Annotated in this window: 9 protein-coding genes; 6 read left to right on the forward strand and 3 right to left on the reverse strand. The window is 61.7% G+C overall.

Annotated features, from left to right (window positions below):
* Positions 1-237 precede the first annotated feature (237 nt).
* A complete protein-coding gene (locus K1X71_06600; protein ID MBX7072802.1) occupies positions 238-1,713 on the forward strand; it encodes an endo-1,4-beta-xylanase in 1,476 nt (491 codons plus the stop codon).
* Between the two features lie 806 nt (positions 1,714-2,519).
* Entirely contained in the window at positions 2,520-3,866 is a 1,347-nt protein-coding gene (locus tag K1X71_06605) for a sigma-70 family RNA polymerase sigma factor (protein ID MBX7072803.1), read from the forward strand.
* 128 nt (positions 3,867-3,994) lie between these two features.
* Here the strand turns inward: K1X71_06605 and K1X71_06610 are convergent, their stop codons facing one another.
* From K1X71_06610 to K1X71_06620, 3 genes are all read right to left on the reverse strand, one after another.
* Positions 3,995-4,729, reverse strand: coding sequence for a hypothetical protein (locus tag K1X71_06610; GenBank protein ID MBX7072804.1), 735 nt, complete (start codon positions 4,727-4,729; stop codon positions 3,995-3,997).
* A 280-nt stretch (positions 4,730-5,009) separates the two neighbouring features.
* Positions 5,010-5,696, reverse strand: a complete 687-nt coding sequence (locus K1X71_06615; GenBank protein MBX7072805.1) for an intradiol ring-cleavage dioxygenase — start codon at positions 5,694-5,696, stop codon at positions 5,010-5,012.
* 73 nt (positions 5,697-5,769) lie between these two features.
* Positions 5,770-7,140, reverse strand: coding sequence for a DUF1501 domain-containing protein (locus K1X71_06620; protein MBX7072806.1), 1,371 nt, complete (start codon positions 7,138-7,140; stop codon positions 5,770-5,772).
* A 433-nt stretch (positions 7,141-7,573) separates the two neighbouring features.
* On the opposite strand from K1X71_06620, the gene K1X71_06625 reads away from it, so the two are divergent.
* From K1X71_06625 to K1X71_06640, 4 genes are all read left to right on the forward strand, one after another.
* Complete coding sequence (locus K1X71_06625) at positions 7,574-8,386, forward strand: hypothetical protein (GenBank protein MBX7072807.1); 813 nt, start codon at positions 7,574-7,576, stop codon at positions 8,384-8,386.
* Positions 8,387-8,508: 122 nt separating this feature from the next.
* On the forward strand, positions 8,509-9,987 hold the full coding sequence (gene guaB / locus K1X71_06630) for an IMP dehydrogenase (protein MBX7072808.1): 1,479 nt from the start codon (positions 8,509-8,511) through the stop codon (positions 9,985-9,987).
* A complete protein-coding gene (locus K1X71_06635) occupies positions 9,974-11,035 on the forward strand; it encodes a hypothetical protein (GenBank protein ID MBX7072809.1) in 1,062 nt (353 codons plus the stop codon). Before guaB ends, K1X71_06635 begins: the two co-directional genes overlap by 14 nt.
* A gap of 524 nt (positions 11,036-11,559) precedes the next feature.
* Positions 11,560-12,033: a hypothetical protein gene (locus K1X71_06640; protein MBX7072810.1), complete on the forward strand. Its 474-nt coding sequence runs from the start codon at positions 11,560-11,562 to the stop codon at positions 12,031-12,033.
* Positions 12,034-12,194: the final 161 nt, after the last annotated feature.

The following is a 12,194-nucleotide window of genomic DNA, read 5'->3' on the forward strand; positions in this document are numbered from 1 at the left end:
AGAGAGCCGAGCCGCGCCACGCGGCGAGTATAGCAATGCCGTTGCCGCCCCGGCAAAGCAACGGCGGCCGGCCCAGCGCCGCGCCGGCTCAATCGAAAGCTTGCTTGTACGCGCCACCTGGCTGGTTTAGACTCGCCTCACAGCGCTCGAACGGTCAACCTAAAAAATGCGCGCTGCCAATGGGCGACCGCGCCGCCCTTGCCCGGACGGCAATCTCGACGGCGAGTACAGCACACGATGGGCGTAGTCCGGTTTCTGCTCACCTCGCCCCATCGCATCGCCCCAGACGCCGCGGCGCGACTCTACTTCACCGGGCCAGACGGCATCCCATTGGGCATTGCCGCCCTTGCCGACGCCAGCGGCATTACAATCGAACGCGACTTCCCCGACTCGGGCGTCTACTATGTCCCATGGCCCACTGACCGCGGCGAGTTGATGCTCTGCACCGCTTCGCTCATGGAACGCGCCGCGCCCTATCAACTCGCGGTCGAACTGGCTCGCGGCACGCTCAGCCAACTCCGCTCGCAAGTGTTTGAGTGGCAAGAAATCGGCCTGATGTTGCCCGAAGGGTTCGGCGACAACGTCCAGCAGGCGATGAGCCAATTCGCGCTGGCGGCCACCTCGCGCGGCGATCTGGCGCAAGCCGAAGCGGCCGCGGCGGCGGCGATCGAAACCACGCTGGCGCTCGGCGACCAGCTTTGCGAGGCCTTCGTCGAGCAGGCCATCAACGTGCGCAAGCGACAAACCGCGCCGCTGCCCACCTGGATCGGCATGGCGCTCGAGCAATCGCTGCTCGACCAGTCGCACGCGCGGCGATTTCTGGCGGCCAGCAACGCCGCCATCGTCACCCTCAATTGGCGGCATGTCGAATCCACAGAGCGCGTCTACAATTGGCGCGTCTACGATCAACAGGTTGCCTGGTGTCGGCAGCACCAAATCCCGGTCGTCGGCGGCCCACTACTTAAGCTCGATGCCACCGGCTGTCCTGATTGGCTCTTCATTTGGGCGGGAGATTTCGACAACCTCATTAGCTTGGTGACCGACTACGTCGAAACCGTCGTCGAGCGTTTTCGCGGCCGGATCGCGGTCTGGAACTGCGCGGCTCGGTTTGCCATCGGCGATGCGCTCTCCCTCTCCGAGGAAGAATGCCTGCATCTGGCCGCCCGCGCCGTCGAAATCACGCGCCGCTGCGATCCCGATACCCCGGTCATCATGGCCTTTGACCAGCCCTGGGCAGAGTACATGCGCGGCGGCGACCATGAACTCTCCCCCTTGCACGTCGCAGACGCCCTGTTGCGCAGCGAAGTCGGCCTGGCCGGCATCGCGCTCGAGCTCAATCTGGGCTACCATCCCGGCGGCAGTCACCTGCGCCCCTTGCTGGCGGTCAACCGCCTGCTCGACTGGTGGGCCACGTTCGGGCTTCCCCTCTACGTGTATCTAACCCTCCCCAGCGCGACGTCGCCCGATCCCAAGGCCCACCTCCAGACGGGGGTGATCGAGCACGGTCCCTGGAGCGTCGCCATCCAAGAACGCTGGGCCGAGCAATTGGTGTCGCTCTGCGCCGCCAAGCCGGCCATTCACGGCATCTTCTGGAACGCCTGCCGCGACGACGAACCGCACGACTTTCCCCACAGCGGCCTCTGGGACGCGCAGGGCGAAGAAAAAACCGTGCTCACGCTGCTGCGGCGGTTCCGGCGACGTCACTTGCGCTAGGCGCGGCCGACGGTCAGAATGCGCCGCGCAGGGCTTGACTTGGCGCCATCCACAAAAGTGTCGCGCTCAACTGCACTACCGCGAAACCACTACTCAAGCGGAGCAATGGATCAATCATCGCGCCAATTTGTGAAAATAGGAAATCTACAAAGACCTTTCTCGCGCTGCGAGGTTTGCTCAAGCGCCATCTTTTGCCAAATGGCCACCACACGAACCATGTTCCAAAATCAGTGGTAGAATTCGTTGGCTTTTTCTCCGCAGGGTTGAGATAATTGCTGCGGTTCCGGGAGATGGCGCTTAGTTTGTTGTGCGACTTGTCAGGCGGCTACCCCCTCCTACCTCACGCCCCTGCGACGCCTTCGCGATGCGAGAAAAACAGCGCTTCGAACCTGGCACTGCGCGGCGCCAACGATGGCTGTGTGCGCCCCCACCTGAGGATCGCGATCGATTCAATCTCCGGACGACGGACGGATCAATGCTTGGTCGACGGCGTGGACTGTCGTCTAGCGGAGAAGTGGTCCCATTTGCGCGCTGCACGCCCAACATTTGAATAGCCCTAGTTGCGTAGGAGTGTGACGTTGTACGACGCATTGTTGGACGAATTGGAAGAAGAACGTGGCCCCCTCGAAGACGCCGTCGAGGATGTCGAAAAGGACGTCGAGCTCGACAGTGAGCTAGACGACGAGGTCGAGGCCGAACTCGCGGCGGAAGAAGAGAGCGATGCCGCCGACGACGATGCCGACTTGGGCGCCGACGACCTGGTCATCGCCGAAGAAAGCGAGTCCTGGTCCGACGACCCCGTGCGGATGTATCTCACCCAGATGGGCGAGATTCCGCTCCTCACCCGCATGCAAGAAATCGCGCTGGCCAAAGAGATCGAGCTCACCCGCCGCCGGTTTCGTCGCAAGCTGCTCGAATGCGACTATGTCATTCGGCACGCGGTCAAAATCTTGAAGCGGGTCCATACCGGCGAACTCCCCTTCGACCGCACTGTGCAGGTCTCCGTCACCGATCGCCTGGAAAAGGACCAGATCACCGGCCGCTTGCCCCACAACCTGCAAACGCTCGACACCCTGCTGCGGCGCAATAAGCGCGATTACCGCATCGCTCTCTCCAAGTCGCACAAGGCGAATGAACGCCGCGATGCCTGGCGCCGCCTCGGCCGCCGCCGTCACCGAGCGGTCATCCTGGTCGAAGAACTCGGTCTGCGCACCCAGCGCATCGAGACCATGATCAAGACGCTGGAGGATTTCAGCCGCCGCGTTGATCAACTGCGCCATCAAATCCGCTCGCTCCCCAAAAATAAGTCGGTCGCCGCGCAGCGCGCCGAACTGCTCAAGGAGTATCGCGGCATCTTGAAGGCGTGCCAGGAAACCCCCACCAGCCTGCGGAACCGCATCGCCATTCTCAAAACGGTCTACTCCAAGTACCAACGGGCGAAACGCGGTCTCTCGGAAGGCAACCTGCGTTTGGTCGTCTCCATCGCCAAAAAATACCGCAATCGCGGCCTCAGCTTCTTGGATCTCATCCAAGAAGGGAACGCCGGCCTGATGCGGGCGGTCGACAAGTTCGAGTACCGCCGCGGTTTCAAGTTCTGCACCTATGCCACCTGGTGGATTCGCCAGGCGATCACCCGCGCCGTCGCCGACCAGAGCCGGACGATTCGCATTCCGGTCCACATGGTCGAAACGATGTCCAAGGTGCGCAACGTGGCCCGCAAGCTGCTCCAAGAACTGGGCCGCGAGCCGACCATTGAAGAAACCGCCAAGTCGGCCGGCACCCCCATCGAGGAGACGCGCCGCGTGCTCGCCATGAGCCGCTACCCGATCAGCCTCGATCGACCGGTTGGCAACAGCGAGGACAGCCACTTTGGCGACCTGTTGCCCGACGGCACAGCCGAGAGCCCCGCGATCGGCGCCGCCCAAGAGATGCTCCGCGGCCGCATCCACAAGGTGCTCAAGAGTCTCAGCTATCGCGAACGCGAGATCATCAAGCTGCGCTACGGCCTCGGCGACGGCTACAGCTACACCCTCGAAGAAGTCGGGCACATCTTCAAGGTCACCCGCGAACGTATCCGCCAGATCGAAGCCAAGGCGGTGCGCAAGCTGCAACAGCCCGGCCGCTCGCAAGAACTCTCGGGCTTCCTCGACTAGTCCGTACTGCTAAACGTTACTGCCACACAAAATTGCCGCTGGTCCCCTAAGCCCACGAGCCTGCTCGTGGGCTTTTTGCTGCGCGGCGCGCCAATCGCAGCCACATTGAATTGCTTCCGCGCGCAGAGCTAAGCGGCCGTTCCTGGCTTGCGTCTACTGATAAAGCCGACAGTGACGAGCGCGGCGATGCCGCCGAGCATGAACCCTGGTGGTTCAGGGACGCTAAACGCGTGGAAGGTTCCATGCGAGAACGCCTTGTCGCCTGCGGACGCCGTGAATCGTAGCTGTACGCCGATCTCGCCAACTATCGGCGGACCAAGGATAGCGGCCGGTCCGAAGCCTGCAAACAGGGTTCCATTGCCTTTACCGGGCGCGGCAACCAGCGTGAATGGGTGCGGGTAGTCAACAAACTTTGGCACTCCGTCGACCAGCCCCAAAAACATTGGATCGCCTGTTGTGTCATCGGTAGACAGTGTTGCGCCATCACCATTCAGGTCCAAGATGGCGCCGCCCCAAATCCCCTGTATACCTGACGTCGCGAGGAACGGGACGGGAAGTGTCGCCAAGGCGGAGTACGTTTGCGCAGTTGACATCAGGTTTGTTACCTTGAGATCCACCGATAAGTAATTTGCGATTTGAATGTCTGACGTCGGACCTGCAAAGATGTCCCATTCCAGTGAAAATGTGGCGGTGCTTTGGCTGCCCTCCGAATGATATTGGCCAATTGGCAAGAGATCTCCATCCGGGTTCAACGAAACAACGTTGGTCCCATCGGTGACCGCCAAATGAACCGGTATCGGCGCGGCGCTGGCCCACGTTGCGGAGATGGTCACAAGCACCAAAAAACCTAGCAGCGATCTCATCCCACACTCCAAGGCGCGCAGCAGCGCAGCAAAAGAAGAAGGACCACAGTCCTTCATTGGGTTCCCAGAAGAAAGCCCCGATCGAGTCTGTTGGCTTAGCCGCGATCTCGATTCACTAGCGCTGCCGGTGGGAGAGTGGAAAATCTGAACGAACTCTACTGACTTTCCAGAGAATAGGTGATCTTGCCACCGAGGGCCAGCAGAAACACAAATAATTCCGAGCATGCGAATTGCCGCGAGCAGCGCAATTCAATGCAGCGATCACAGATGCCATTCGCCGTTACCCGCGGCGGCGGCGCATGCGCTCGGGCGGGCCGTAGCTCCCTTGCACCGCTTCGTCCGGGTCTTGCGGCGTGACGCCAAGCACAATGTCCCAATTCGCCGCCAGTTCGCCAATCCGCGAATCGGCCAGCGGCGCAAAGTCGGCCATCACCCGCTGGCGATCGGCCGCCTCGCGAATGCCGCGAAACACCATGTCGCGGTCGTTCAGTTCGTGCCCGCGGATGAAAAGCTGCGTCGTGTAAATCCGCCGCCCATTTTGGCTAATGCCAAAATGAATGTGCGGGCAGCGGCCCGTGTACGGCGGCGGCTTGATGGTGCGGAAATAGTACTGCCCCTTGGAGTCGGTGAGAAAGCGTCCATAGCCCTGAAAGTTGGCGTCTCGCTTCTCTTGGTTCGGATCGCGCGAGTGCAAATAGGCGCCGTTGTTGTCCACCTGCCAGATCTCGACTACCGCGTTGCGCAGCGGCGTGCCGGTGGGTCCAAGAATTCTCCCCGCTAAATGCGTGATCTCGCCAATCGCTGGGGTGGTTCCGTCGCCGACAATCAACAGATCGTTGTCCACATCGAGCGGCAACTTGTCGGGATAGAACGGCCCCTCGGTGAGCGCCGGCGTCTTGGCCAATTCTTCCGCGAACAACCCACTCACCGAAAACCAGGCGGCGCCGCCAGCCACGCTACCCAACATTTGCCGACGGTTCCAATGCGATCGCGACATGCCAGACCCTTTCCGAATAGTGACCCCTGAGCGGCAGATTATATCAACCCCACAACTCGGCGATTGGTTCGCAGGCGGGCAAGATCGGCGTCGGCCGCCCAGCATAGTCGGTGAAGGACAGATCAAGCGGCACGCCCAGAAACTGATACCAGGTGGCCAATACGTCGGCCGGAGAAATCGGCCGCTCCAGCACCTCGTCGCCGCGGCGATTGGTGGCGCCAATCACCTGCCCGCCGCGCATGCCGCCCCCCGCCAGGAAGATCGACATGGTGTTGCCCCAATGCTCGCGGCCCGGTTGCCCGTTGAAGTTCGACAGCCGCGGCGTGTGCGACATTTCGCCCATTACCACCAGCAGCACTTTTTTGTCCAACCCGCGGGTGTACAGGTCTTCCACCAGCGCGCTCACTACCTGATCGAGCACCGGCAGACGCGCCTTCATTTCGGTGAAGATGTTCCACACGCTGGCGTGATCGTCCCAACTGAACGCCTTCTGGCCGGGGACATGCGGAAAATCGACGCTGACGATCCGCGCGCCCGACTCGACCAATCGCCGCGCCAGCAGGCAGCGCTGCCCCACCGTATGCCGCCCATACCGATCGCGCGTGCGCGGGTCCTCTGCGGCAATGTCGAACGCACGGGCGACGCGCTCGCTGGTGAGCATGGAGTACGCCTTCTGATTGAACTCGTCCAGCGAGTCCATCGCGCGCGTGGTGTCGATCTCGCGCCGCAGCCGATCAAAATCGGCCAATAGTCCCAGCCGTTCGCGCATCCGCGGACGCAGTTCGGCCTTGGCCGTCAGGTTCGGCATCTGAAAGCTGGGCTCGTTCGGGTCGCCGCGCACTTCCAGCGGATCGAGTTGGCTGCCCAGATACGCGGCGCCTTGATAGCGCATGTGCGGCAGCACGACATGCGGAGGCATGCCCGGCTGCCGCTCGCCCAAGACATGATTGGCCACGGCCCAGACATCGGGAAACTTGGGGCGAAACGGCGGCGTCTCAATCAACTCGCCCGGATAACCGGTGAGCATGGTATGCGAACTGTTCGCATGACCGGGGCTGTTGTGGCTAACCGAGCGCAAGAGCGCGAACTTGTCGGCCAGGCCAGCCAGCTTCGGCAAATGTTCTGATATCTCGATGCCCGACACGTTGGTGGAAATCGGCCGAAACTCGCCGCGATACTCGGTCGGCGCCTCGGGCTTCAGGTCAAAGGTCTCCATGTGGCTGGGGCCGCCCCATAACCACAGCACGAGCAGAGCCTTGTCGCTGGCAATTTCGCGACCGGCCTGGCTGGCCGTCGCCTCGATCCGCAATAGATCGGCCAGGGAGAGGGAACTGAGACCAACAAGGCCGCTCCGGACGAACGATCGCCGATTGAGCGTGCCGGCGCAGCGAGCCGGATGAGTCGGGCCGAGCATCACGCTATCCCCCAATGGGCTCCACGCGCGAAAGTCCATGGTCGCGCTTTGGTCATCAGCATACCCGCTGAGGGTCGATTGGCGAAATTCTCCGCGTTACGACAGTCGTCGTTCCACCAGCCATGCGGCCATGCGAGCCGATGGAACGATTTGCATTCGCCAATTCCGAAAACTCCCGCCAGCAAGCTCCAGCCGGGACAAGCGATCCCTGCCTCAACTTCTTGCTATTGAGCAACTTGCAATGCTGCGCGTCGGACCGCTCTCAATTCGGAGTGCGGCGGTTTTCGGAGTTTACCCCCCTGTTTTTTGAAATTCGTTTGAATTCAATTCCGACCGACTCCAACGCGCCTGCCTGGCAATCGCGACAGAATACTTTTGCTTTTTGAGCCACGCCGCTGCTAGGTTGAAAAGCATGGCGAACGGAGGGGGCCGCATGAGTTTGTCGTGCCCAGTGCGCGCAGGTCACAAGCCAAGGTGGTGTCGCGCCCGGCTCTCGCTGCGCGCGTTGTTGCTCATCGTTGCGCTGGTCAGCGCCGCCTTTGGTCTCACTCGCATTTGGATGCAGCGTCTCGACCGCGAGCGCGACATCGCCTCCCAGCTTACAAGCACAGGCAACTTTTATGTCACCAGCAGCCAGCACTCCATAGCCGACAAACTCGGCCTCGCTTGGCTGCTCGAGCGCCCAGAAACACTTTGGCATCGCGATCCAACGCCCGTTCCCCCGCAAATCACGCTGGCGCCCGAACTGCGTGGGTTGGTGAACTGTCAGCTAGTAACCTCGTCGGTGGACGACGAATTGGGGGTCCAGATTGCTCGGCTTCCGCGGCTGGAAGAATTAGAACTTGGCGGCGCGCGCATCGGCGAACCCACGCTGCGCGCCCTGAGTTCACGGTCGCAATTGAGATCGCTCACGCTGAGCGGTTCAACCGTTTCCGATCAAGACCTCAGGCATCTGGCGGGTTTAACAAAGCTGCAATTTCTCAATTTGTTCGGCACTGACATTTCGGATGCGGGTGTCGAATACCTCTTGCGCATCCCTACGCTCGAAACACTCGATCTCGGTTACAGCCGCGTCACCGATGCCGGGATTGTCCGGCTCGGTCAATTGCCCAACTTGCGGCAATTGTCCCTGTCGCGCATGGTCGTCTCCGAGCAAACCATTCAATCGCTCCGGCAGCGCCTGCCGCGGTTGCAGTTGATTCCCGTCGGTAGCAAGTCGCCACCGATCGCCGCCAACATGCAGTGAGCGTCCGCGGCTTGTGACCGTGAGAGCGCCTTGCGTGAACTACTTCCGCACTGCGGCGCATTTCGCCATAATGCAAGGTCCCACCTTTCCCGGCCCAGGAAGCAAATCGCAGGAACCGATCCATGGATCAAAAGTTTGCCGGCCAGGCGATCACTTTCGACGATGTGCTGCTCTTGCCGCGCTATAGCGATGTCGTCCCCAGCGATGTCGATGTGCGCACGCGACTCACCAAGCGGATTGCCCTCAATATTCCCCTGCTCAGTTCCCCCATGGACACCGTCACCGAGAGCGAAATGGCGATCGCGCTGGCGCAGGAAGGGGGACTCGGCATCATCCACAAGAACATGTCGGTCGAGCGGCAAACCGAAGAGGTCGACAAGGTCAAACGCAGCGCCAACGGCATCATCGTCGACCCCGTTTGTCTCACCGCCGACGCCACCGTGGCCCGCGCGCGAGAGGTGATGCAAAAGCACCACGTCTCGGGCATTCCCATCACTGCCAGCGATGGCAAGCTGCAAGGCATTCTCACCCGCCGCGACATGCGGTTTCTGGAGGGGGGCGACCTCAAGGTTTCCGAGGTGATGACCAAGGCAAACCTGGTCACCGCCACAGGGACCGTATCGCTTGAGGAAGCTGAAACGATCTTGATGGCAAATAAGGTCGAGAAACTTCTGCTGGTTGACGAAAATTACAGACTGACCGGACTGATTACGATCAAAGACATTGACAAGATGCGGCGATTTCCCAATGCCTGCAAAGATAGGCAAGGCAGGTTGCGGGTCGGGGCCGCGGTCGGCGTCTTTGATTACGAACGTATTGCAAGCTTGATCGCCAAGGATGTCGACATTCTCGTCGTCGATAGTGCTCACGGTCACACGGCCAACGTGCTCGAAACCGTGCGCACCATCAAACAGCGCTGGGATATCGACGTCGTGGCGGGAAACGTGGCAACCTACGAAGGCTGCCTCGACCTGATCAAAGCCGGAGCGGATGCCGTCAAGGTTGGCATCGGACCGGGTTCGATCTGCACCACGCGCGTGATTTCGGGTGTCGGTGTGCCGCAGGTGACTGCCGTGATGAACGCGGTCCAAGCGGCCCAAGAGACCGGCACCCCAATCATCGCCGACGGTGGGATTCGATACTCGGGCGATATGACCAAGGCAGTCGCCGCCGGCGCCCATGCGGTCATGATTGGCGGTTTGTTCGCCGGACTCGCCGAGAGCCCCGGACAGCAAATCCTCTTTCAAGGCCGCACGTTCAAGGTCTACCGCGGCATGGGATCGCTCGGAGCCATGGTCAAAGGCTCCAGCGAACGCTACCGCCAGGCCGATGAACGAGGTTCGGGCAAGTTGGTGCCCGAGGGTGTCGAAGGTCGAGTCCCCTTCAAAGGACCACTCGGACCTTTCATCTACCAACTCGTGGGTGGTCTGCGAGCCGGCATGGGCTACGTGGGCGCTCACAACATAGAAGAACTGCGGACCCAGTCGCGATTCATCCAAGTGTCGCCGGCTAGTGTTCGGGAGAGTCATCCGCATGACATCGCCATCACGCAGGAAGCGCCAAACTACACCGCCGAATACAACGGAGGTGATCCGCTCTAGGCTGGCACATGGCCGGGCAAGGATCATCGCCGCGCTCGGCGTCGCCGTCGTACTGGTTTGGAGCGCAAGCGCCCGCGCCAGCACGCCAGACGAGTCAGCCCCCGCTCCATCGCGCTCGCGCGATTTCGCCAAAGCGCAAGGCGGCCGACTTCGCTGGAAGCCGTATCGTCCCATGCCGCCTGCCGCCGAGGCGGTGGCCCAAGAAGAGCAAGGCCGCCAGACGGACGAAGCCGCTCCTCCAGAAACCAACACCGATCGCGCGCTGCGCCGCGAACAAGAACGCGCCGAGCGCGAGGCCGAGTTCATCCAGCGCACCAGCGCCACCAAGGCCAAGGACGATCCTTTCTCCGATCCCTTCTTCGAAGATCGCGGTGCCAAACCCAAGTTGAAGGTCGAGCCGATTGTGGCGCAGCCGCAGGCTGAACCGGGACAGCCCGATCCGTTCCAACTGCAACCACAGCCCGACACCGCTACCGAAGAAGCGCCGCTACCCGAAGCGGCCGATGAGCAAATGCAGCGCGCCGAAGAACCCGAGCCACCGACCACCGGCCGCGAGCGGGAAGAATTCGATCAAGAACTGGCGCAGGCCCCCGCCGGCGAACTCCCCCCCTGCCCCAAGCCAGAAGACGCCAAAGGCATCCGCGACATCACCACCGACATCTCGGCGCAAGCCGGCGAGTTTCCGCCAGAGTGCACCCTCGGCGACATGCCCTACCAGCCGCGCATGTTCGCCCAAACCACTTACACCTGGAAGGCCTCGGCGCTGTGCCACAAGCCGCTGTACTTCGAACAGTTTGCCCTCGAACGCTACGGCCACTCGTGGGGTCCCTTGGTGCAACCGTTCGTGTCGGGCGCCTTGTTCTTCCTCACCATTCCCATCCTGCCCTACGAGATGGGCATAGAACCGCCGTGCGAGTGCATCTATCCGCTCGGTTACTACCGACCTGGCAGTTGCGCTCCCAAGATGATCTATCCGGTCCCGATCAGCCTGCGCGGCGGCTTGCTTGAAGCCGGCGTCTGGGTGGGCGCCGTGGCCCTGGTGCCATAGCCGCTCGCAACACTCTCCGACACGACTCGCCAACTGCCAAACCACTCGACGCGACGGGCCACCGGCTCGCCGCGTCGAGCTTTTTTATGATGTACCGGCGTCGCCAGCGCTAACCGCGCTTGCCGCGCTGCCAGCGTGCGATAAACGCCACGCCGGCCAGCAATCCCGCCCCCAAGGCAACGTCGGCCCAATGGGTCTCGCGACAACCGACGCAATCGATCACGGGCGGCGGAGCATTTGCATCGCTGCCGTGAGATTCGTTACCGGCTAAAGACATGAACAGGCACATCGCCACCGCTAGGGCAAGCGGCCATGTTCGAATTTGCTTCGATTGCCGGCGAGTGATTCGCATGACCTCAGTATACGCGGGCCGCCTACCGCTGAGAGCGCAGCCCCCTGGGCCGATTCCGCCCCCTCCCCTGCCCCGGTCCACCCCATTACAATGCCGAAACCCGCCACGCATAGGCGGTTAAGACGGATAGCCCCATTCGCAATCACCTTGCCATATGAAGGAGCGCATCACAATGCACACAATTTGGAAACGTTGGACCCTGGCGGCCGGTTTGTCTCTCACTGCCACTCTCTGGCTGGGCGGCTGCGCCAAGTCGGAAACGGGCGAACTGGCCCAGGCCGAGCCCGAAGAGGCGGCCCACGATCATGAGCACGGGCACGATCACGAGGGACACGACGAACACGCTCACGACGATCCCAAAGTGAAAGAGGCGCTGGCCCTGCTCACGCCCGATGAAATGAAGCTGGCCGAAGCGCAAGGCATGCACTGCATCGTCGCTGGTGAGCCGCTTGGCTCGATGGGCAAGCCGGTCCTGGTCAAGGATGTCGAAGGCCAAGATTACCTGATCTGCTGCGAGGGATGCGAGGAAACGCTGCGCAAAGATCCGGCCAAATACGCCGAAAAGCTGGCCAACCTCAAGAAAGAAGAACATCACGAAGAGCCGGCTGCCGAAGCGGCCCCCGCCGAGGGCGAGCCCCAGAGCTAGCAAGTCCGTTCGAATTCATTCCGGCGCATAGCGCAGGGCGATTGCCCCCCACCCGTGGGGCAGTCGCCCTTATTTATTGTGGCGCGTTGAGGCCGGCCATCGGCGCCGCTGCGCTCGCTGTGAACCGGATAAAGGCCCCGCTAGCATTCTGCCGCAAACAG

The organism is Pirellulales bacterium, from assembly GCA_019694455.1.
In the GTDB taxonomy this organism is placed as follows: Bacteria; Planctomycetota; Planctomycetia; order Pirellulales; family JAEUIK01; genus JAIBBY01.

Excerpts from the sequence above, each read along its gene's own strand:
- K1X71_06600 (MBX7072802.1), top strand. The coding sequence starts at position 238 with ATGGGCGTAGTCCGGTTTCTGCTCACCTCGCCCCATCGCATCGCCCCA.
- K1X71_06605 (MBX7072803.1), top strand. The coding sequence starts at position 2,520 with ATGTATCTCACCCAGATGGGCGAGATTCCGCTCCTCACCCGCATGCAA.
- K1X71_06610 (MBX7072804.1), bottom strand. The coding sequence starts at position 4,729 with ATGAGATCGCTGCTAGGTTTTTTGGTGCTTGTGACCATCTCCGCAACG.
- K1X71_06615 (MBX7072805.1), bottom strand. The coding sequence starts at position 5,696 with ATGTTGGGTAGCGTGGCTGGCGGCGCCGCCTGGTTTTCGGTGAGTGGG.
- K1X71_06620 (MBX7072806.1), bottom strand. The coding sequence starts at position 7,140 with ATGCTCGGCCCGACTCATCCGGCTCGCTGCGCCGGCACGCTCAATCGG.
- K1X71_06625 (MBX7072807.1), top strand. The coding sequence starts at position 7,574 with ATGAGTTTGTCGTGCCCAGTGCGCGCAGGTCACAAGCCAAGGTGGTGT.
- guaB (MBX7072808.1), top strand. The coding sequence starts at position 8,509 with ATGGATCAAAAGTTTGCCGGCCAGGCGATCACTTTCGACGATGTGCTG.
- K1X71_06640 (MBX7072810.1), top strand. The coding sequence starts at position 11,560 with ATGCACACAATTTGGAAACGTTGGACCCTGGCGGCCGGTTTGTCTCTC.